Genomic DNA, 21,850 nt, shown 5'->3' with positions numbered 1-21,850 from the left:
GCGGAGCCGGATCCACCGCATCCCGGGTCTGGATGAGTTCTCTCGGCGCGAAGCACCGTGTTCTTGCTCTCCTGCCGCTCGACACCAAGGTAACTATGTATTTGCCGTCGCATTTCGAGCAGACCGGCACGGACAGGATCCGCGACCTGATACGCGCCTGTCCGCTCGGCATGCTGGTGACGGCGGGACCGCAAGGGCTGGACGCCAACCACCTGCCCTTCATCCTGGATCCCGACCGCGGTCCGCATGGCACATTGCTGTGCCACGTGGCACGGGCGAATCCGGTCTGGCGGGAACTGGCGGATTCCCAGGCCGAGAGCCTGGTCGTCTTCCAGGGCCCCAGCGCCTACGTATCGCCCAGCCTGTACGAAACCAAGCGCACGACCCACGAAGTCGTGCCCACCTACAACTACGCCGTGGTGCATGCCCGCGGCCGGATCATCGTGCATGACGATCCCGGCTGGGTGGCCGGCATGGTGGGCCGGCTGACGCGGATGTTCGAGCAGGGCCGCGACGCCCCGTGGAAGATGAGCGACGCGCCGCCGGCCTTCCTGCAGGAAAGGCTGGCGGCCATCGTCGGACTGGAAATGCCCATCGCGCGGCTGCAGGCCAAGTGGAAGATGAGCCAGAACCGCAGCGAGGCCGACCGGCGGAGCGTGGTGGCTGGCCTGGAAGCGTCCGGACAGGATGGGGACAGGGCCGTGGCGGCGGTGATGACGGCGGTGGAAACCGGCACGCCTGGCTGAAGCGTCGGCCCCCGTGCGCTAAAATGCCCCAGGCGTCCGCGCCCTCGTTCCCCCACTCCTCTTTGCCTTCAGACCGCCATGCCCGCACGCCTCATCAACGGCAACGAACTCTCCAAGCAGATCCGCTCCGACATCGCCCAGCGCGCCGCCGAACTCACGCGCCAGGGCAGGCGTCCCGGCCTGGCGGTGATCCTGGTGGGCGACGATCCGGCCTCGCACGTGTACGTGCGCAACAAGGTCAAGGCGTGCCACGACGCGGGCTTCCATTCGGTGCTGGAGAAGTACGAGGCCACGATGACCGAGGCCGAGCTGCTGGCCCGCATCGACCTGCTCAACCATGATCCCGCCATCCACGGCATCCTGGTGCAGATGCCCTTGCCCAGGCACATCGACCCGCACAAGGTGATCGAGGCCATTTCCACCCGCAAGGACGTGGACGGCTACTCCGTGCTCAGCGCCGGCGAGTTGATGGCGGGACTGAAAGGCTTCCGTCCGTGCACGCCCTACGGCTGCATGAAGCTGATCGAAAGCACCGGCTACGATCTGCGCGGCAAGCATGCCGTGGTCATCGGCCGCAGCAACACCGTGGGCAAGCCCATGGCGCTGCTGCTGTTGCAGGCCAACGCCACGGTCACGATATGCCACAGCGGCACGCCCGACCTCGCCTACCATACCCGCCAGGCCGACGTGGTGGTGGCCGCCGTGGGCCGCCGCAACACGCTGACCGGCGACATGGTCAAGCCCGGCGCGGTGGTGATCGACGTGGGCATCAACCGCGACGAGGCCGGCAAGCTATGCGGCGACGTCGATTTCGCCAGCGTCTCGGAAGTGGCCGGCTGGATCACCCCGGTCCCGGGCGGCGTCGGCCCGATGACGATCACGATGCTGCTGGCCAATACGCTGGAATCTGCTGAGGGGTAGGCCCCCCCCTACGCCCTTCGGGCGCCCCCCAGGGGGCGATGCGGGCGGACCGGCGGAGCCGGATCCACCGCATCCTGGAAACCAACAGGCTGGCAAGGGGCGGCGTTCTTGTCCCCCTGTTCCCGGGATGGTGCCCTCCCCTGGTGTTTCCTTTTTTCGCCCCCATCTACGGGGCACAGTCAGCATTCAGGAGTTTCCCCATGGCGCAAGCGTCCGACCTTTCCTCTTCCTCCGCCCTGGCCGGCAATCCGCTCATGGACCTGTCGGGCCTGGCCCGGTTTGATGCCATCCGGCCGGAGCACATCACACCGGCCATCACGGCCCTGCTGGAGCGGGCGCAGAAGGCGGTGGACAAGCTGGAGGCGGACCAGGCCGCGGATGCGCCGGCTACCTGGCACAGCGTGGTCGAGACGCTAAATGAAGGCACCGAGGGGCTGTCGCGGGCCTGGAGCGTGGTGGGACACCTGAACGCGGTGGCCGATACGCCCGAGCTGCGTGCCGCCTACGGCGAGAACCTGCCGCGCGTGACCGAGTTCTGGGCCGGCCTGGGCCAGAACCAGGCGCTGTACGAGCGTTACAAGAAATTGGCGGCCAGCAAGGAATTCCAGCAGCAGACGCCGGCCCGCAAGAAACTGATCGAGAACGAGCTGCGGGGCTTTCGCCTGGGCGGCGCCGAGCTGCCCGAGGAATCCAAGCCTCGCTTCGCCGAGATCCAGGAACAGCAGGCAACGCTGTCCAAGGCTTTCTCCGACCACGTGCTGGACGCCACCAACTCCTATGCGCTGATCGTGCGCGACGAGGCCGAACTGGCCGGACTGCCCGAGGACGTGAAGGAAGCGGCGCGCGAAGCCGCCCGGAAGATTCCGGCCAAGGAAGGCGAAGCCCCGGACGAAGCGCCGGCCTGGAAGTTCACCCTGCACTTCCCCTCGTATTTCCCGGTACTGCAATACGCCGACAACCGCGCCCTGCGCGAGACCATGTACAAGGCGCACGTGACGCGCGCCTCGGAGCTTGGTCCCGAATACGGACAGGGTCGGGCCGAGTGGGACAACACCGCCATCATGCTGGACCTGCTGCGCCTGCGCCGCGAGGAAGCGGGCCTGCTGGGCTATGCCAACTACGGCGAGGTGTCGCTGGTGCCCAAGATGGCCGATACGCCCGAGCAGGTGCAGAAATTCCTGGCCGAGCTGGCCGAGCGCGCGCACCCCTATGCCGAGCGCGACCTGCGCGAGCTGCGGGAATTCGCCGCCGCCGAGCTGGGCCTGGCCGAACTCGAGCCCTGGGACATCGCCTATGCGTCCGAGAAACTGCGCCAGGCACGCTACGCCTTCTCGGAAAACGAGGTCAAGCAATACTTCCCCGAACCCAAGGTGCTGGCGGGCCTGTTCAAGGTGATCGAGACGCTGTTCTCGGTCCGCATCCGCCCGGACGACGCCCCGGCCTGGCATCCCGACGTGCGCTTCTTCCGCGTGGAATCGGCCGCCGGCACGCTGCTGGCGCAGTTCTACCTGGACCTGTACGCGCGCGACGGCAAGCGCGGCGGCGCATGGATGGACGACGCCCGCACCCGCTATCGCCGCCCCGGCGGCGAACTGCAGACACCGGTGGCCTACCTTGTCTGCAATTTCACGCCGCCCAGCGGCGGCAAGCCCTCGCTGTTCACGCACGACGAAGTCATCACCCTGTTCCATGAATGCGGCCACGGCCTGCATCACATGCTCACGCAGATGGAAGACCTGGGCGTGTCGGGCATCAACGGCGTGGAATGGGATGCGGTCGAACTGCCCAGCCAGTTCATGGAGAACTTCTGCTGGGAATGGGCGGTGCTGGAACAGATGACCGCGCACGCGGAAACGGGCGAACCGCTGCCCCGCGCCCTGTACGACAAGATGGTCGCCGCCAAGAACTTCCAGGGCGGGCTGATGACGCTGCGCCAGGTCGTGCTGGCCGCCACCGACATGCACCTGCACACCGACTACGATCCCGACGGCCAGCAAAGCGTGCTGGCGCTGTCGCGCGCGGTGAACGACCGCATGCACGTGCTGCCCCAGCCGGAGGTCTCGCGCTGGATCAACACCTTCAGCCACATCTTCGCCGGCGGCTACTCGGCCGGCTACTACAGCTACAAGTGGGCGGAAGTATTGTCCGCCGACGCCTACGCGGCTTTCGAGGACGCGGCGACCGAGGATACGCTACGGCCCGAGGTCGGGGCACGCTTCTTGCGGGAGATCCTGCAAGTGGGCGGCAGCCGGCCCGCGATCGAGTCGTTCCGCGCCTTCCGCGGCCGGGATCCCAGCATCGAGGCCCTGCTGCGTCACAGCGGCATGGCCGATGCCGTGTCCTGATCGCGCGCGATCAGCAGCTTCACCGCCGCGAGGCCTTCGGAAAGCAGGCTGTGCAGCGACGGCGTGTCCGGGAACTCGAGCAAGGGCCGGGTGCCGTACCGCTGCGCCAGTTCGCGGGCGATCGGCACCGCGATCAACACATGGCGTCGCCGCGCGAGGGCATGGCCCGAGAAGGGGAACAGTTGTTCCAGCGCGGCGATGTCCCAGCCGCGCGGCACGAAGAGCCACGCGATGTGGCCGTCCTGGTCGATCCCGCTGAGTACCAGCAGTTCCGTCACGCCTTGGTGTGTTTGCATGGCACGCAACCCCCGTCGCCTCGGGAGGGCCTGACCCACGCTTCTCCCGCTTGGCGCAATGATTCGTTTTGCTTTTTACGCAAAATATACACGAATAATTTGCGTCTCACGCTTTGCGTGCAGAGCAAGGCATTCGGACAATCACGCCATGGACATAGGTTCGGCGATCCGATATACGCGCGAGAAACTCGGGCTCAAGCTCGAGGCCGTCGCCATGGAAGTCGGAACCGATGCCGGCAATCTTTCCCGCATCGAGACCGGCAAGCAGAAGCCGTCCATCGTACGCCTGGAGAACATCGCCCGGGCCATGAACGTGGGCGTGACCGATCTTTATGCCCTGGTCGAGAACGTCCGCGTGCTTCCCGCCACCTCGGAGCTGCGTGACGGCGACGAGCTGCCCTACGCCGACGACACACGCGCCCTGCGCCGCAGCTTCGCCACGCTGGACGCGCGCAGCCGCAGGCTGGTGATCGAGTTCGCCAAGCTGCTGAATCGCGTGGAAAAGGAAGAACAGGGAACGCCTGCCAAGGAAGTTCCGCCTCCCGCCCCCTGACCGGCCGCTGCGCCGAAAACGAAAACGGCCTCGCTCCTGAAAGCGAGGCCGTCTGTTTTTCGAAGCCGGGCTTCCGGGCTTCCCTAGCGGGCGCGCGGGGCCTTCAATTGCGAGATGTCCCGCACCGCGCCGCGGTCGGCGGAGGTCGCCATCATCCCGTACGCCTGCAGCGCCTGCGACACCACGCGCTGGCGATCGAGCGGCTGCCAGGCCTTGTCGCCGCGGGCTTCCATCGCCTGGCGGCGCCTGGCCAGTTCCGCGTCGTCCACGCGCAGGTTGATGCGGCGGTTGGGAATGTCGATCTCGATGATGTCGCCCTCTTCCACGAGCCCGATGGCACCGCCCTCGGCCGCCTCGGGCGAAGCATGGCCGATCACCAGGCCCGAGGATCCGCCCGAGAAGCGGCCGTCGGTCAGCAAGGCGCAGGCCTTGCCCAAGCCCTTGGACTTGATGTACGAGGTCGGATAGAGCATTTCCTGCATGCCGGGGCCGCCCTTGGGGCCTTCGTAGCGGATGATGACCACGTCGCCGGCATGCACCGTATCGCCCAGGATGCCGTCCACGGCGTCTTCCTGGCTCTCGAAGATGCGCGCCTTGCCGGTGAATTTCAGGATGCTTTCATCGACCCCCGCCGTCTTGACGATGCAGCCCTTCTCGGCCACGTTGCCGTACAGCACGGCCAGGCCGCCGTCCTGGGAATAGGCATGGGCCTTGTCGCGGATGCAGCCGGCAGCCCGGTCCAGGTCCAGCTTGTCGAAGCGCTTGTCCTGGCTGAAGGCGGTCTGGGTCGGCACGCCGCCGGGCGCCGCGCGGAAGAAGGCATGGACGGCTTCGTCGGCGTTCGTCTTGACGTCGTTCGCGGCGATGGCCTCGCCCAGGGTCTTGCTGTGCACGGTGGACACCGAGGTGTCCAGCAGGCCCGCGCGGTCGAGCTCGGCCAGGATGGCCATGATGCCGCCGGCGCGGTGCACGTCCTCGATGTGGTACTGCTGCGTGGCGGGCGCGACCTTGCACAGGCAGGGCACGTGGCGCGAGATGCGATCGATGTCGCTCATCGTGAAATCCACGCCGCCTTCCTGCGCCGCGGCCAGCAGGTGCAGCACGGTATTGGTCGAGCCGCCCATGGACACGTCCAGCGCCATCGCGTTGGTGAATGCCGCCTTGGTGGCGATGTTGCGCGGCAGGACGGAAGCGTCGTCCTGCTCGTAATAGCGGCGGCACAGTTCGACGGCGACCCGGCCGGCGCGCAGGAACAGGTCCTTGCGGTCGGCGTGGGTGGCCACCAGCGTGCCGTTGCCCGGCAGCGACAGCCCCAGCGCTTCGGTCAGGCAGTTCATCGAGTTGGCGGTGAACATGCCCGAGCAGGACCCGCACGTGGGACAGGCCGAGCGCTCGTAGTTCTCGACGTCCTCGTCCGACACGGTGGGGTCGCCGGCCTTGATCATGGCGTCGATCAGGTCCACCTTGATGATCTTCTGGCCGTTCACGTCCTGGGCGGGATGGTAGGCCTCGATGACCTTGCCGGCCTCCATGGGGCCGCCCGACACGAACACGGCCGGAATGTTCAGCCGCATGGCGGCCATCAACATCCCCGGGGTGATCTTGTCGCAGTTGGAGATGCAGACCATGGCGTCGGCGCAATGCGCGTTCACCATGTACTCGACCGAGTCGGCGATCAGCTCGCGCGAGGGCAGCGAATACAGCATGCCGCCGTGCCCCATGGCGATGCCGTCGTCCACCGCGATGGTGTTGAACTCCTTGGCGACGCCGCCGGCGGCCTCGATCTCGCGGGCGACCATCTGGCCCAGGTCCTTCAGGTGCACGTGGCCGGGCACGAACTGGGTGAAGGAATTGACGACCGCGACGATGGGCTTGCCGAAGTCACCGTCCTTCATGCCGGTCGCGCGCCATAGCGCACGTGCCCCGGCCATGTTGCGGCCATGGGTGGAGGTACGGGAACGGTATTGCGGCATGGCGGGACTCGCAAGGAAAATGACGAAACACTCTAGTATAGGGCGGAAAGGCCTTTTGTCGCCCCGCCCTCCCCATCATGCGGCCCGCGCCTTACCTTCATTAATAAAAATCATTATCATTACGACCATTTCCCCGTCCCAAGGTTCCCCGCATGACAGCAACCACCCTCTGGCAACGTTACCTGGCCCTCAAGGCCGAGCAGCCCAAGCTGCGCATGCGTGACGCGGCCGCCCGCATCGGCGCCAGCGAAGGCGAGCTGGTCGCAGCCGATCCGTCCGCGACCCGGCTCAAGCCCGACTGGGCCACGCTGCTGGGCGGACTGAAGGCGGCCGGGCCACTGCTGGCGCTGACACGCAACGAGGCCGCCGTCCACGAAAAGACCGGGGTCTACGACCACGTCCAGGTCGAAGGCAGGATGGGGCTGGCCCTGAACCCCGAGATCGACCTGCGCCTGTTCCTGTCGCAGTGGCGGCACGCCTACGCCGTGGGGGGCGAGCGCCCCAGCCTGCAGGTGTTCGACCAGCAGGGCGAGGCGGTGCACAAGATCTATGTGGCCGAGGGCACCGACCGCGCCGCGTTCGAGGCCCTGCTGGCGGCGCACGCCGACAGCGCGCAGCCGGTCACGCCGGAACCACGGCCGGCCCCCGAGCGCAAGGCCGACCAGGACGTCGACGTCGATACCTTCCGCCAGGAATGGCGCGAACTGCGCGACACCCACGAGTTTTTCGGCCTGCTGCGGCGGCATGGCGTGGAACGTACGCAGGCACTGCGGCTCGCTCCCCCCGAGTTCGCGCGGCAGGTCGGCGTCGGCGCCGTGGATGCCGTGCTGGACTCGGCCGCCGGATCGGGGCTGCCCATCATGGTGTTCGTCGGCAATGCCGGATGCGTACAGATCCACACCGGGCCGGTCCACCGCATCGCCCCCATGGGCCCGTGGCTGAACGTGCTGGATCCGGGCTTCAACCTGCATCTGCGCATGGACCTGTTCACCGAGGCCTGGCTGGTGCGCAAGCCCACGGTGGACGGCATCGTGACCTCGCTGGAATGCTATGACGCCGAAGGTTCGCTGATCGTGCAGTTCTTCGGCGAACGCAAGCCGGGCAAGCCCGAGCTGGCGGCGTGGACCGCGCTGGCCGACGGGCTGGCCGCCATCGCGCCGGGCACACCCCGGCCCGCGGCATGACGGCCCGCGCTTGCACGCCGACGCGGCGCGGTGCGGGCACCGCGTCCGGGCTGCTGCCGCTGGCCGGCGCCACCGCCGCCCTGCTGCTGGCCGGATGCTCGTGGCTGCCCGGCAGGGACGACGCCGCCGTCGTCTCGCTCGCGGCCGAGCTGCCGCGCCACCAGGTCGTGCTGCTGGGCGAAGTCCATGACAACGCCCAGGGCCATCGCCAGCGCCTGCAGGCGCTCGCGCGCGCGGTGCGCGCGGGCTGGCGGCCGGCCATCGCCATGGAACAGTTCGATCGCGAACGGCAGGCCGACCTGGACCGGGCCATGCGCACCTGTACCAGCGCCGACTGCGTGATCCAGGCCGCGGCGCCGGCCAAGACGGGGTGGGACTGGGCGCACTACCGCCCCGTCCTGGAGCTGGCGCTGCGCGAGAAGCTGCCCGTGGTCGCCGCCAACCTGTCGCGCGCCGATGCGGGCACCGTCATGAAACAAGGCCCCGCCGCCCTGTTCGATACCGATGAATTGCGCCGGCTCGGCCTGCTCTCGCCTCCGCCCGACCTGCTGGCGGCGCAGCGCAAGGAAGTGGCCGAGGCCCATTGCGGCGCCCTGCCCCCGTCCATGCTGGGCGGGATGGCCATAGCCCAGCTGGCGCGCGACGCCGTGATGGCCGGCGCGATCGCCAGCGCCGCGCGCGTACCCGGCGCTGCCGCCCAGCGGCCTGTCGTCCTGCTGGCCGGCAACGGCCATGTCCGCCGCGACATCGGCGTGCCGCGCTGGCTCCAGCCCGGCACCATCCTGTCGGTGGGCTATACCGAACAGCCCGCGCCGGCGGCTGCCTACGACCGCGACATCGTGATTCCGCCCGCGCCGCGCGAAGATCCGTGCAAGGCGTTCCAGGTCCCGGGCCGCTAGGCCCTCACGGAAGCGCGGCCTAGAATACCGGGATCCCCTCGACCAACGGGCGCGGCCACGGCCGCGCTCCCTTATCACGGAGACCGCGTCCCATGCCTGCCCCCTCGTCCGCCCCCATTCGTCTGTGCATCGCCGGCGAAGGCGCCATGGGCTCGACCCACGCGCGCATCTTCGCGGACATGCCGGGCGTGAAGACCGTGGCCCTGGCGGCGGCCGACATGTCGCGCGGCCGCCAATTGGCCGCGCAATACGGCATTCCCGATTGCAGCGACGACCTGGCCGCCACGCTGGCCCGCCCCGACGTGGACGCGGTGGTGCTGGCCACGCCCTCGGGCCTGCATGCCGAACACGCCGAACTGGCCGCCCGCCTGGGCAAGCCCATGCTGATCGAGATTCCCGCCGCGCTGACCCTGGCCGACACCGAGCGCCTGGCACGCGTGCAGGCCGAGACCGGCGTGCCCATGATGGTGGCGCACAGCCGCCGCTTCGCGCCGCCGCACACCACCCTGCGCGAACGCATCCAGAGCGGCGACTTCACGCTGCACCACCTGGTCTGCGAAACCTATTTCTTCCGCCGCAACAACCTGAACATGTTCGGCGAGCCGCGCACCTGGGTCGACAGCCTGCTGTGGCACCACGCCTGCCACACGGTGGACCTGTTCTGCTGGCTGCTGGACGAATCGGAATTCGACGTCTGGGGCCAGCGCGGTCCCGACCATCCCGAACTGGGCATCCCCATGGACGTCACCGTGGCCATGCGTTCGCGCAAGCGCGGCACGCTGCTGACCATGGCCATGTCGTTCAACAATAAAGGGCCCTTCGGCGGCTTCTATCGCTACATCGGCGAAGAGGACACCTACCGCGCCTTCCGCGACGAACTGACCGACAGCGATGGCAAGGTCGTGGAGATGCCCGGCGCGCAGCCGGCCTTCGAGGCCCAGGACACCGAGTTCATCGCCGCGCTGCGCGAGGGCCGGCCCAGCCGCTGCGACATCGCTTCGGTACTGCCCGCGATGCGGGCGCTGGACGGCATCGACCGCATCATGCGGGGCGAACCCGCCGCAAGATGACCGGGCAGGCCGCGAGAACGGCGAGTGATTATTGCCCCCTCGCGCCTGCGGCCGATGACGCGGGCAGCGCGTCCTTGGCCGGAAAGACCAGCGTGAACCGGGTCCGGCCGGCAGCCGAGCCGGCGGTGATGTCGCCGCCGTGCGCCACCATGATGGCGCGCGTGATCGACAGCCCCAGGCCCGAGCTTTCCGAATCGGGCCTGGCCCTGGACTTGTCGCCGCGAAAGAAGCGGTCGAACAGAGAGGGAATCAGTTCCACCGGGATTTCCTTGCCATCGTTCTCGACCGCGATCGTGACGGCCGTCGCGTCGCTGGCGACCACCACGTCTATGGCCCCGCCCGGCGGGGTATGGCGCAGGGCGTTCGACAGCAGGTTGCTCAGGGCGCGCCGCAGCATCAGCCGGTCGCCCACGATCCTGCCCCGGCCCGTCAGCCGCATGGCGACGGCCTTGTCTTCGGCCAGGGCCTCGTAGAACTCGAACAAGGCGCTGACCTCGTCCTGCACGGCGATGACGCCGGCGTCGGGCAGGGTGAGGCCATGCTCCATCTTGGCAAGGTAGAGCATGTCCGACATCATGCGCGACAGGCGCTGCAACTCCTCTTCGTTGGACGCGAGGATCTCGCGATACTCCCCGGCCTCGCGGGGCTGCGCAAGGATCACATGGGTCTGTGTCAGCAAGTTCGTCAGCGGCGTGCGCAGTTCGTGGGCCAGGTCGGACGAGAACTCCGACAGCCGGCGGAAATCGTCCTGCAATCGCGCCAGCATGGCATTCAAGGTCGACGCCAGGTCAGCCATCTCCAGCGGGACGGCCTCCACGGGCATGCGCTCGTCCAGCTTCTGCGCCGTGACGGCGCGGGCGCGGGCGGCCATCGCGCGTAGCGGCGCCAGTCCGCTGCGGGCCGCCCACCAGCCGAATACGCCGCTCACGAGCGCGGACAGCAGCACGTACAACACCAGTGAATGGAGGAAACCGTGCATGAAGTGCGCGTGGATTTCCGTCGCCAGGCCGACGATGACATGGATCTCGCCCCCCGCCCCGCCCACCGTGATGCGCAAGCCCCGGTACTCGGCCCCGTCCTGGCGCCAGGTGAACTCCTCCTTGCCGGCCGGCAGGGCGCGCGCCGCGTCCAGCGCCTGCCGGAACTCGACGCCGTCGGTGGCGTACAGGCTGGCCCCCTCCCCAGTCCGGACCAGAGCCACCAGCCCGGGATGGTTCTGGAGCGCCGCGCCCAGGCGCGCCGGCATCGCGGCGGGCGCGGCATCCTGGACGATCTTGCGGACCAGGTTCGCCCTTTCCTCGAGCACGGCGAAATCCTCGTGCGCGAAGTGCTGGTCCATCGATGTGGCGATCAAGGCCCCCAGTCCCAGCAGCACGGTGGCCGACGACAGCGAGAAGAAGGCCGTCAGCCGCGTGGTCAGGGAAAACGGACGCATCAGCGCAGGTCCTCGGGTTCTTCGAGGACGTAGCCCATGCCGCGGACGGTCTGGATGAGCTTGGCATCGAACGCGTCGTCGATCTTGGCCCGCAGCCGGCGTATGGCCACGTCGATGACGTTCGTGTCGCTGTCGAAATTCATGTCCCACACCTGGGAGGCGATCAGCGAACGCGGCAGCACCTCGCCGCGCCGGCGCACGAACAGCTCCAGCAGCGCGAATTCCTTGCTCGTCAGGTTGATGCGGCGGCCTGCGCGCGTGGCCCGGCGGCGGACGAGATCCAGCACCAGGTCGCCGACCTGGATGCGGTCGGTGGCGATCTGTCCGCTGCCCCGGCGCAGCAGGGTCCGCACGCGGGCCAGCAGTTCGGAGAACGCGAAGGGCTTGACCAGATAGTCGTCCGCGCCCAGCTCCAGGCCCTTGACCCGGTCGGCCACGCTGTCTCGCGCGGTCAGGAACAGGACGGGCACGTTGTTCTCGACGGCGCGAAGGGTTTGCAGGATGCGCCAGCCGTCCACACCGGGCAGCATCACGTCGAGCACGATCAGGTCATAGGGCTCGCTCAACGCCCGGTACTGGCCGTCCAGGCCGTTGTCCGCCAGGTCGACCACGAAGCCCGCCTCGGTCAGCCCTTGCCGGAGATATTCACCGGTCTTGGCCTCGTCTTCCACGACCAGTAGTTTCATGGTGGCGCCCCGTCACGCATCAGCGATAGGCCTGGTAGACACTGGACCGCCCGCCGGTCCGCACCAGCAGGACATCGTAGGCGGATTTACGGCCGCCGTACTCGGGTCCGTCCATGCCGGGCGATCCCAGGGGCATACCGGGTACGGCCAGGCCGATCGCCGAGGGGCGCTCGCGCAGCAACCGATTGATTTCCTTCGCGGGCACGTGCCCCTCCAGCGCATAGCCGTCCACCACGGCCGTGTGGCACGAGCCCTTGTCGTCCGGGATACCGAGGCGGCGCCGCTCCACGGAAGGATCGTCGACGTCATGGGCGACCACCTGGAATCCATTGTCCCGCAAGTGCTTGATCCAATCCTTGCAGCATCCACAAGTCGGCGTCTTCCAGACCTCCACGGTGTTCGTCTTCTGCGCCCGGACGCCCAGTGGAAGCAAGGCCGCCCCGATCAGGAGGGTACGGCGCGACCGGCTTGCGTATTTGTGCATCATGCATGGTTTCCTTCAAGATCCGGTGGGCGGGCCGAGCGTTCCCCTCCACGCCGCCAACAACAGGATAGCGGGTTGCCCCGCCCGTCGGCCATCGCCTACTTCACGCTGAACGAGAAGTTGCCGGTGATGGGGTGCGTATCCGACGACACGGCCCGCCACTCCACGCGATAGGTGCCGGCCGCCAGGGGCTTGGCCGGCGTGATCAGCATCGTCTTGGGATCGGCATCGCCCGAGACCCGGGCTTCCACCGGCATGGGCGCGTGGGTCATGCCGGCCATGCCCGTCATGAGCAGCCTGGCACCCGAGAACTGGGTGACCAGCGCTTCGGAGAAACGCAGTTCTATCCTCGCGGGCGCCGAGGTCTCGGCCTTGGCCTCCGGGGTCGAGGACAACAGTTCGGGATGGGCCTGGGCCGCGGCGGCGAAAGACAATCCGGCCGTCAAGAAGGCGGCGTTCAGGGCGGTACGAGCGTTGGACATGATGGACCTCGAAACGGGTGGGAAAGAAGAATGAAGAGGAATCAGAACCACATGCGCACGCCGACCACGAACCGGGTGTCGCTGCGGCGCTCTCCGTGCGCCCGGGCATGGTCCGCGGTGGTGCCGTAGGTCCGGTTCCAGGTCACGCCAACGTAAGGGGCGAATTCGCGGCGGATTTCGTATCGCAGGCGGACGCCCAGCTCCGTGCTCGACAGGCCCGACCCGATACCCCGCCCATGGTCGTTCTTCCCGAAGAAGTTGATCTCGGCAGCGGGCTGCAGGATGAGCCGGTTCGTGAAGAGGATGTCGTACTCCCCCTTCAGGCGTGCGGCGGTCTGCCCGTTCTCGCCGGCAAAGACCATGGCGGAGGCCTCGAAGTTGTAGAGCGCCATTCCCTGCAGGCCGATCGCGGCCCAGGTTTGCGACGAACCCGGCTTGAAGTCGTGGCGCACCCCGCCCACGACGTCCCACCAGGGGCTGATGGCATGCCCCCACAGTGCCTGGACCTCGGCCTCGTGGAGCTTGCCGCCCGCGCGCTCGCCTTCCGAACTGAGCCACAGGCGATCGATGTCGCCGCCTATCCAGCCCTTGAAATCCCAGTTCAGCGCGTTGCCGCCGCGCGCATCCTGCCATTCCAGCCTGTCCACCAGGAACAGGGAATTGATGCCCTTGTCGTGCACGGCGTGGCCCGCCGTATCGAAGGCGGCGGCCTTGCGGTCGGCATCGGTCAGTTGGGGAATGGGCCTGCGGCTTTCCGTGGGGGCGGCATCCATGCCCTGCATCGGCGCCTGGTCCATGCTTTGCATGGGCGCGAGGTCCATGTTCTGCATGGTCGAATGATCCATGCCCGGCATGCTGGAATGATCCATGCCCCGCATCTGGGAGTGGTCCATGTGCGAATGGTCCATCCCTTGCATATGGGCCCGCGCGGTCGACGCGCCGGCCAGCGCCAGGCCGATGAGCGCGGCGGCCAGCGCCGCCGCGTTGCGATGATTGGAAAAGATCATGGCCGGCCCCTTACTCTTGCACCCGCACTTCACGGAACATGCCGGCTTCCATGTGGTACAGGAGATGGCAGTGATAGGCCCAGCGGCCGAGGGCATCGGCGGTCACGCGGTAGCTGCGCCGCGAGCCCGGCGGCATGTCGATGGTGTGCTTGCGGACCATGAAGTTGCCGTGCTCGTCCTCCAGGTCGCTCCACAGTCCGTGCAGGTGGATGGGATGGGTCATCATCGTGTCGTTCACCAGTACGATCCTGACCCGCTCGCCGTACTTCAGCACCACGGGCCGGGAGTCCGAGAACTTGATGCCGTCGAACGACCAGGCGAATTTCTCCATGTGTCCGGTCAGGTGCAGCTCTATCGTCCGGCTCGGCATCCGCCCGTCCGGATCCTGGAACGCGCTGCGCAGGTCGGCATAGGCCAGCACGCGGCGGCCGTTGTCGCGCAGGCCCATGCCGGGGTCGTCCAGCTTGGGCGTGGGAGTCATCGTCTGCATGTCCACCAGGGGGTTGCCCGCTTCCGAGGCGGGATGGGACTGCATGCCGCCCATGGCGCCATGCCCGTGGTCCATGCCTTGCATCTGCCCATGATCCATGCCCGCCATGCCGCCATGGTCCATGCCCATGTCCTCCATGGCCAGGATGGGCCGAGGATCCAGGGCAGGCACCGGCGCGCGCACGCCCTCGCGCACGGCCAGCGTGCCGCGCGCGTACCCCGTGCGGTCCATGGACTGCGCGAAGATGGTGTAGGCCTCCTCCGCGGCAGGCTCGACGATCACGTCGTAGGTTTCGGCCACGGCGATACGGAACTCGTCCACCGCGACCGGCTTGACATGCTGCCCGTCGGCCGCCACCACGGTCATCTTCAGGCCAGGGATGCGCACGTCGAAATAGGTCATGGCCGAGCCGTTGATGAAGCGCAGGCGCAGGCGTTCGCCCGGCTTGAACAGCCCCGTCCAGCCGCCGTCCGGCGCCTGTCCGTTCAAGAGATAGGTGTAGGTGTGGCCGCTGACGTCGGCGATGTCGGTCGGGTTCATCCGCATCTCGGCCCACATCTTCCGGTCCGCGATCGTGGCCGACCAGCCCTTCTCCCGCACGTCCCGGAAGAAATCGCCGACGGTGCGCTTGTGGAAGTTGTAGTAGTCGGACTGCTTCTTCAGCGAGCGCATGATCCGCGCCGGATCCTCGTCGGTCCAGTCCGACAACATCACGACGTATTCGCGGTCGTAGGCGAACGGCTCCGGTTCCCGGGCATCGATGATCAGCGGCCCGTAGATGCCCGACTGTTCCTGGAAGCCCGAATGGCTGTGGTACCAGTAGGTTCCGTTCTGGCGCACCTTGAAGGTGTAGACGTACATGCCGTCGGGCGCGATGCCTTCGAAGCTCATCCCGGGCACCCCGTCCATGTTGGCGGGCAGCAGGATGCCGTGCCAGTGGATGGAGGTGGACTCCTTCAGTTTGTTGCGCACGCGCAGGGTGACGGTGTCGCCTTCGCGCCAGCGCAGCAACGGCCCCGGTATGCCGCCGTTCACGGTCATCGCGGTGCGCGGGCTGCCGGTGAAGTTCACCGGCGTCTGGCCGATCTGAAGATCGAATTCGGTGCCGGTCAGCACGTGGGGGTCGCCCGGCCCGATGGCCGCCCACACGGGCTTGCGCCAGAGGCCCAGCGCGCCCAGCGCGCCGCCCGCGGCCAGGGCGGTGACGAATGTCCGCCTTGAAGTCTTGATGTGCATGCGATATCCGATGAATCCGGTCAGGCCGCCACTCTAGCCAGCGGCCCCCCACCCCAGCCTGACCCGAAGATTACGTTTGTGTAATGTTGGCCCCGCGCCTTCAGGCGCGGCCCTTCCAGCGCCGCAGCAGCAAGGCGTTGGAGACCACGCTGACGCTGCTCAGCGCCATGGCCGCGCCGGCCAGCACCGGGCTGAGCAGGCCCAGGGCCGCCAGCGGCACGCCGACCACGTTGTAGACGAAGGCCCAGAACAGGTTCTGGCGGATCTTGGCGTAGGTGCGCCGGGAAATGTCGATCGCGTCGCCGACCAGCGCGGGATCGCCGCGCATCAGCGTGACGCCCGCTGCATGCATGGCCACGTCGGTGCCGGTCGACATCGCGATCCCCACGTCGGCGGCGGCCAACGCCGGCGCATCGTTGATGCCGTCGCCCACCATCGCCACCACGTGGCCTTCGGCCCGCAGGGCGGCAATAGCTTCGGCCTTGTGCTCGGGCAGCACTTCCGCGCGCACGTCGTCCACGCCCAGCGCCTGGCCGATGGCGCGCGCCGCGCCGGCGTTGTCGCCGGTCAGCAGCACGCTGCGTATGCCTTGCTCTCGCAGGGATTGCAGCGCCGCCTCCGACGTCGGCTTGAGCGTATCGCCGAAGGCCAGCAGCCCCAGCAGCACGGGCTGGCCGCTCACGCTCGCCACCCAGGACACGGTGCGGCCTTCGCCCTGGAGCGCCGCGGCGCGCTGCGCCAGTGGCCCGGTCTCGACCCCCAGCTCCTGCATGTAGCGGCCGCTGCCCAGGCGCAGCTCGCGCCCCTCGACCGACGCTGCCATGCCGCGCCCGGCCACCGCCCGGGCCTGGGTGGCGGCCGGCACCACGATGCCTTCGCGCCGCGCCTCGGCCATGACGGCGCGCGCCAGCGGATGTTCGCTGCCCGCCTGCAGGGCCGCGCTGGCGGCCAGCAGGTCGCGGCGCTCGCCCTGCGCCGGTTCGGCGGCGACCAGTTCGGGCTTGCCTTCGGTCAGCGTGCCGGTCTTGTCGAACGCGACGACCTTGACGTTGTGCGCCACTTCCAGCGCCTCCGCGTCCTTGATCAGGATGCCGTGGCGCGCCGCCACGCCGGTCCCGGCCATGATGGCCGTGGGCGTGGCCAGTCCCAGCGCGCATGGGCAGGCGATGACCAGGACCGCCACCGCATTGAGGATGGCCAGCTCCCAATCGCCGGTCGCGCCGCCCCAGGCCAGCAGGGTCACGGCGGCGATGGCGACGATCACCGGCACGAATACTTCGCTCACCCGGTCCACCAGGCGCTGGATGGGCGCCTTCTTGGCCTGCGCCGATTCGACCAGCCGGACGATGCGGGCCAGCATGGACTCCGCGCCGACGGCGGTGGTGCGGACCACCAGCAGGCCTTCGGCGTTGACCGAGCCGCCGGTGACGCGGTCGCCGTGCTGCTTGTCCACCGGCAGGCTTTCACCGGTGATCAGCGACTCGTCGACCTGGCTGGCGCCTTCGACCACTTCGCCGTCCACCGGCACGCGCTCGCCCGGACGCACCACGACGAGATCGCCGGGGTGCACGGAGGCGACCGGCACCTCGACCTCGCCGCCGTCGCGCCGTACCCGCGCCACCTCGGGCCGCAGGGCGTTCAGGGCGCGGATGGCCTCGGTGGTCTGCCGCTTGGCGCGGGTTTCCAGCCACTTGCCCAGCAGGACCAGCGTGATCACCACCGCCGAGGCCTCGAAATACAGATGCGTGGCCCCATGGGTGCCATGGCGCAGCAGTTGATAGACGCTCAGGCCGTAGGCGGCGCTGGTACCCAGCGCTACCAGCAGGTCCATGTTGCCGGTGCGCGCCCTCAAGGCCTTCCAGGCACCGCGGTAGAAACGCGCGCCCAGCCAGAACTGCACCGGCGTCGCCAGCGCCCATTGCACCCAGCCGTTGGGCATCCAATGGATGCCGAAGGGCATCAGCAGCATGGGCACGACCAGCGGCAGCGAAAGCGCTCCCGCCAGGGCGATCGGCCACCACGTCGGCAGGCCCGCGGCGGCCGCCTCGGTAGCGGGCGCGGACTGCGCGGACAGGCGCGCCTCGTATCCGGCCTGCTCCACCGCGGCGATCAGCACCGCCGGATCGACCTTGGAGACGAGCGAAACCCGGGCGGTCTCGGTGGCGAGATTGACCTCGGCACCCGCCACGCCCGGCACCCGGGCCAGGGCCTTTTCCACCCGCGACACGCACGAGGCGCAGGTCATGCCGCCTATGCTCAGGTCCACCGATCCGGCCGGGATCTCATAACCGGCCTTCTCGACCGCCGCGCGCAGCGTGACGGCCTGCACCGGGGCATCGGCCTCGACCTCGGCCGTCTCGGTGGCCAGGTTGACGCTCGCGCGCCGCACGCCGGGCACCTGCGACAAGGCACGCTCGACCCGGCCGACGCACGAGGCGCAGGTCATGCCCTCGATGGGCAGGGTCCAGTTCACAGGGGCATCGCCCGGGCCGGCCACTGCCGGCGTTGACTGTCCACTCATGGTTTCCTCGCGATACTGGGGTGATGCTTCGCAGTATCAAGCTTCCCATGATGGCAAAGTCAAGCGCCGGATCCGGGGCCGGCAACCGGGTCGGTTCAGGCCCCTTCGCCCGGCGCCGACGACGGTGCCTGGCCCAGGGGCTTGCCGCCAGGCCCGTCCATGAAGCTCTGCCAGGGCTCGGGAGCGCCCTGGCCGGCCCCGGGCTTGCCGTAGTCGCATACGCCGTGCGGGAATACCGCCTGCAAGCGCGCCCACTGTCCGCTGCTGAAGGCCACCGCGAAATCGGCCCGCGCCAGCGGTTTGAGCGCGCACTTCATGATGTCGCTGGCCAACCCCTCTCCCGCCGCGACGCGGGTATCGCGGAACACCGGCCACTCGTCCACGCCCGGGCTGTAGACTTCTGCCGCGCCCGCCCCCGACACGTTCGAGGCGGAGGTCGGATCGGCGCCGGTGTTGCAGTAGTCGGGATCGGTGCTCCACGCGGCCACGTCGGCCCGCCAGCACGCATCCACCGCGATGGCCGGCTTGTTGGCGATGATCTTCTCGCGCAGCGTCTTGCCCGAGGTATCGGCCTCGACCTTGCCCAGCCATTCGTTCATCGCGTCGAAGCGGCGCGCGTTGTAGTCGGGCGGCGTGGACTTATAGCGCCAGATGACGTGGTTCGCGTAGTCCCCGTGTTCGCGCAGGATGCGGTTGCGGATCACGTAGCCGCGGAAATCGTAGTGCTCCTCCCGCACGTTGAAGCTGATGGACTGGATGATGGCCACCTCGCCCAGGCGCTGGCCGTGCGCGACCCTGCCCGACCGGTGCGCGATTTCCGCCGCGCCGGGGTCGGCCGCCATCCGCGCGGGCTGCCACTGCCCATTGATGTCGTAGCCGCCCACCTGTTCGTTCAGCATCACGAACTGCTCGGGCGAGATCTTGCCGCTGTTGACCGCCCGGAAGCCGTAAAGAATGCCGATGTTGTCGATCGGGGACTTGGCGTAGCCGGTCGCGTCCCGCGGCCCGAATACCGCGATGTTGAAATCCTGCAGCGTGCAGCGGATGCCCGTGGTATTGCCGGGCGACCAGACGTTCCAGTGCGTTCCGCAACCCGCTCCGCCCACGGTGGGATCGAGATAGAACGGCGTGCGCGAAGCCATGTTGGTGTTGGCCGGCCCTTCGCACACCTGATCGTAGACGTGGCCGTTGACATGGGCCTTCTCCATGATGGTGAACGGGAACCCGGCAGCCTTGCGTGCATCGTAGAACCGCTTGAGCAGTCCGCAGTCGGCGAATTCCCGGCCGGTGGTCCAGGTGTCCTGCCATCCGTCCGCCGGCAGCAGTCCCTGCAGCAGGCCGGGATAGTTCGAAGCATGCAGGTGCTGCTGGTGCGCGCCGCCCGAGCTGCCGTCGGCCATGGTGTAGCGGATCTCGCCGTAGTTCTCGGTGATGTATTCCTTGAGCATCATCACCGTCTCGGCCGACGTGACGTCGTTGCAATGCGTGCCGTACTGCGTCATCTCGGACGACGCGACCATGAACCCCCGGCTCAGGGCCACGTCGTCCAGCACGCTGCCCGGATTGCCCTGGGTGCGGCTGTACTCGCAGCCCGATCCGAACTTCCAGTGCAGCTTGCCGTTCCACGAGTCGGGCCGGGCATACGGCGTCCAGCCCTTGGTCGGATCGGCAGGGTTGGCCAGGTAGGCGATGTCGTACTTGCCGCGATTGATCACACCGCGCTCGATGCGGACGATATACGGCACGGTCTTGCCTTCATCGGTCGTCACGCTGGCGACCTGCGCCGATGCCGGCGGGTTGGCGGGATCATAGACGGCGAACTGTCCGGCCTTGGTCCGGTACTGGTAGCGGAACACCGGCGCGGCGATATTGCACTGGTCGTCGAGCGGATTGCCCAGATCGGGATTGGTCGGCGTCGGCGCCGCGACCTTGGTCGTGCACTCCCAATAGCCGACCTGCGCGCCGGAAATGACGGGGCCGCCATTCGGATGGTTCCTGATCCCCAGATGGGCGGTGGCGCCGTCGTCCGTCCGCGCGACCAGCATATTGTCGCCGTTGGCCAGCCCTTCCACCCGCCCCATGTAGCGGCCGTTCCCGCGCACCGCGAACGCGCCGGTCACGTCCTTGCCGTTGAGCAGCATGCGGATCTGCTCGAAACGCGTGGTGGATCCCTCGGGAACCTTGACTTCGACCAGTGCCTGTCCGCCGGACACCAGGTCGGCCCGGTTCCCCAGCACCGATATTCGCAGGCTCGCTGCGCCCGGGGCCGGCGGTTCCCCATCGCCGGACGTTCCTCCGTCCCCGCCGCCGCAGCCCGCCAGCAGCACTGCCAGCGACAGGCCGGTCAGCGTGAATGATGCCCTTTTCATTGAAGTCTCCTCATCATCGTTAGCGTTGTCGTGTCACCCACAGCGACCGGATAGTAAGATTTGTCAATCATCGAGGGCATCGCTTTTTTTTGATGGAGTGATCGAATATGCAGATAACCGATCTGAATCTCTCCACGCGCCAGGTCCGCGCATTCACGGCCCTGGCCGAGCACAGGAACTTCACCCGCGCCGCCGAGCAATGCCATCTGTCCCAATCGGCGTTCAGCAGCCTGATCCGCACGCTGGAAGACTCGCTGGGCGTGCGCCTGTTCGATCGGGACACGCGCCGCGTCGAGCTGACGCCCGAAGGCCGGCTGTTCCTGGGAGGCGCCACGCGCGTGCTGGCCAGCCTGCGCGATGCGCTCGAGGACCTGGGCGAGCACGCCGCCGGCCGGCGCGGCCGTGCCGGCGTCGCCGCGCTGCCTTCGCTGGCGGCAGGCTGGATGCCTGGCGTGCTGGCGGCGTTCCACCAGGAATATCCCGGCATCCAGGTGGACGTCGCGGACGTCCTGTCCGAAAGCTGCATAGAGTTCGTGCGCGGCGGCCGGGCCGACTTCGCGCTGGCCTCGATGCGTTCCGTCGGGCCGGACCTGCAGGCGGACCCGTTCTGCCGCGATGGCTTCTACCTTGTCTGCCGCAAGGACCACCCCCTGTCACGCCGGCGCCGGCTGACGCTCGCGGCGCTCAGCGGCGAACCCTTCATCCACCTCGCCCAGGACAGCAGCGTGCGCCAGCATATCGAGGCGGCCATCCATCCGGCCAGGATGAACGGCATGATGGAACTGGACCAGTTGAGCACCGTGGCCGGCATGGTGCGGGCCGGCCTGGGCATCACCGTCGTGCCGGCATTGACGCTGTTCCACTTCGACAGCGACGACCTGACCGCGCTGCCGGTCGAGACCCCGGGACTGACGCGGGAGGTATTCGTCATCCGGCGCCGCGACCGCAGCCTGTCCATAGGCGCGCAGGCGCTGCTCGCCTTCATGATGCAGCGCCGGCCGCAGCCGGGGGAACGGCGCGCGAGCCGGCGCGGAACCGCTCTTGCGCGGACCCGGGGCCGGTAATCGGTTTCTTCAATCAGTCATCCCAAATAATCCATTTCCCGGAATATTGCACGCGCCTTTATCGTCTCGCTCATCCGCGGGTCCCGGAT

General features: G+C 68.1%; 18 protein-coding genes. 8 read left to right on the top strand and 10 right to left on the bottom strand.

Going from position 1 to position 21,850, the window contains the following annotated elements:
• The first annotated feature begins 32 nt into the window (after positions 1-32).
• The 3 genes from R4823_RS11460 to R4823_RS11450 all read left to right on the top strand — a co-directional run bounded on the left by R4823_RS11460 (position 33) and on the right by R4823_RS11450 (position 4,012).
• Complete coding sequence (locus R4823_RS11460; protein WP_338618701.1) at positions 33-746, top strand: FMN-binding negative transcriptional regulator; 714 nt, start codon at positions 33-35, stop codon at positions 744-746.
• A 78-nt stretch (positions 747-824) separates the two neighbouring features.
• A complete protein-coding gene (gene folD / locus R4823_RS11455; protein ID WP_132980344.1) occupies positions 825-1,667 on the top strand; it encodes a bifunctional methylenetetrahydrofolate dehydrogenase/methenyltetrahydrofolate cyclohydrolase FolD in 843 nt (280 codons plus the stop codon).
• Between the two features lie 200 nt (positions 1,668-1,867).
• Complete coding sequence (locus tag R4823_RS11450) at positions 1,868-4,012, top strand: M3 family metallopeptidase (protein WP_338618699.1); 2,145 nt, start codon at positions 1,868-1,870, stop codon at positions 4,010-4,012.
• On the opposite strand, the gene R4823_RS11445 is transcribed toward R4823_RS11450, so the two are convergent.
• On the bottom strand, positions 3,982-4,308 hold the full coding sequence (locus tag R4823_RS11445) for a hypothetical protein (RefSeq protein ID WP_132980345.1): 327 nt from the start codon (positions 4,306-4,308) through the stop codon (positions 3,982-3,984). The genes R4823_RS11450 and R4823_RS11445 overlap by 31 nt on opposite strands.
• A gap of 148 nt (positions 4,309-4,456) precedes the next feature.
• Between R4823_RS11445 and R4823_RS11440 the strand changes: the two genes are divergently transcribed.
• Complete coding sequence (locus tag R4823_RS11440; RefSeq protein WP_087839512.1) at positions 4,457-4,861, top strand: helix-turn-helix transcriptional regulator; 405 nt, start codon at positions 4,457-4,459, stop codon at positions 4,859-4,861.
• A gap of 83 nt (positions 4,862-4,944) precedes the next feature.
• On the opposite strand, the gene ilvD is transcribed toward R4823_RS11440, so the two are convergent.
• Entirely contained in the window at positions 4,945-6,834 is a 1,890-nt protein-coding gene (gene ilvD / locus R4823_RS11435; RefSeq protein WP_132980346.1) for a dihydroxy-acid dehydratase, read from the bottom strand.
• A gap of 152 nt (positions 6,835-6,986) precedes the next feature.
• Between ilvD and R4823_RS11430 the strand changes: the two genes are divergently transcribed.
• From R4823_RS11430 to R4823_RS11420, 3 genes are all read left to right on the top strand, one after another.
• Positions 6,987-8,018 (top strand): ChuX/HutX family heme-like substrate-binding protein, encoded by a 1,032-nt coding sequence (locus R4823_RS11430; protein ID WP_132980347.1) that lies wholly within the window; start codon positions 6,987-6,989, stop codon positions 8,016-8,018.
• Positions 8,015-8,917 (top strand): ChaN family lipoprotein, encoded by a 903-nt coding sequence (locus R4823_RS11425; RefSeq protein WP_338618695.1) that lies wholly within the window; start codon positions 8,015-8,017, stop codon positions 8,915-8,917. The genes R4823_RS11430 and R4823_RS11425 overlap by 4 nt, the downstream gene beginning before the upstream one ends.
• Before the next feature lie 92 nt (positions 8,918-9,009).
• Positions 9,010-9,987: a Gfo/Idh/MocA family oxidoreductase gene (locus tag R4823_RS11420; protein ID WP_132980349.1), complete on the top strand. Its 978-nt coding sequence runs from the start codon at positions 9,010-9,012 to the stop codon at positions 9,985-9,987.
• A gap of 28 nt (positions 9,988-10,015) precedes the next feature.
• Here the strand turns inward: R4823_RS11420 and R4823_RS11415 are convergent, their stop codons facing one another.
• The 8 genes from R4823_RS11415 to R4823_RS11380 all read right to left on the bottom strand — a co-directional run bounded on the left by R4823_RS11415 (position 10,016) and on the right by R4823_RS11380 (position 20,697).
• A complete protein-coding gene (locus R4823_RS11415; protein ID WP_338618693.1) occupies positions 10,016-11,422 on the bottom strand; it encodes a heavy metal sensor histidine kinase in 1,407 nt (468 codons plus the stop codon).
• Positions 11,422-12,108: a heavy metal response regulator transcription factor gene (locus R4823_RS11410; protein ID WP_087839507.1), complete on the bottom strand. Its 687-nt coding sequence runs from the start codon at positions 12,106-12,108 to the stop codon at positions 11,422-11,424. Before R4823_RS11410 ends, R4823_RS11415 begins: the two co-directional genes overlap by 1 nt.
• 19 nt (positions 12,109-12,127) lie before the next feature.
• Entirely contained in the window at positions 12,128-12,592 is a 465-nt protein-coding gene (locus R4823_RS11405) for a DUF411 domain-containing protein (protein ID WP_338619155.1), read from the bottom strand.
• A gap of 98 nt (positions 12,593-12,690) precedes the next feature.
• The gene (copC, locus tag R4823_RS11400) at positions 12,691-13,074 is read right to left on the bottom strand and encodes a copper homeostasis periplasmic binding protein CopC (RefSeq protein ID WP_338618691.1); all 384 of its coding nucleotides are present in this window, start codon (positions 13,072-13,074) and stop codon (positions 12,691-12,693) included.
• A 41-nt stretch (positions 13,075-13,115) separates the two neighbouring features.
• On the bottom strand, positions 13,116-14,081 hold the full coding sequence (locus R4823_RS11395; RefSeq protein ID WP_338618690.1) for a copper resistance protein B: 966 nt from the start codon (positions 14,079-14,081) through the stop codon (positions 13,116-13,118).
• 10 nt (positions 14,082-14,091) lie between these two features.
• Entirely contained in the window at positions 14,092-15,807 is a 1,716-nt protein-coding gene (locus R4823_RS11390) for a copper resistance system multicopper oxidase (protein WP_338618688.1), read from the bottom strand.
• A 100-nt stretch (positions 15,808-15,907) separates the two neighbouring features.
• Entirely contained in the window at positions 15,908-18,328 is a 2,421-nt protein-coding gene (locus R4823_RS11385; RefSeq protein ID WP_338618686.1) for a heavy metal translocating P-type ATPase, read from the bottom strand.
• Between the two features lie 95 nt (positions 18,329-18,423).
• Entirely contained in the window at positions 18,424-20,697 is a 2,274-nt protein-coding gene (locus R4823_RS11380; protein WP_338618685.1) for a DUF6351 family protein, read from the bottom strand.
• Between the two features lie 107 nt (positions 20,698-20,804).
• Between R4823_RS11380 and R4823_RS11375 the strand changes: the two genes are divergently transcribed.
• Positions 20,805-21,761 carry a LysR family transcriptional regulator gene (locus R4823_RS11375; protein ID WP_243724616.1) on the top strand — a complete coding sequence of 319 codons (957 nt, stop codon included), beginning with the start codon at positions 20,805-20,807 and terminating at the stop codon, positions 21,759-21,761.
• The last annotated feature ends 89 nt before the right edge of the window (positions 21,762-21,850 follow it).

The sequence above is a fragment of the Pigmentiphaga sp. CHJ604 genome (assembly GCF_036972535.1).
GTDB lineage: Bacteria > Pseudomonadota > Gammaproteobacteria > Burkholderiales > Burkholderiaceae_B > Pigmentiphaga > Pigmentiphaga daeguensis.
Note: the sequence above shows the minus strand (reverse complement) of the source record. Positions and strands in the feature narration are given on the sequence as shown.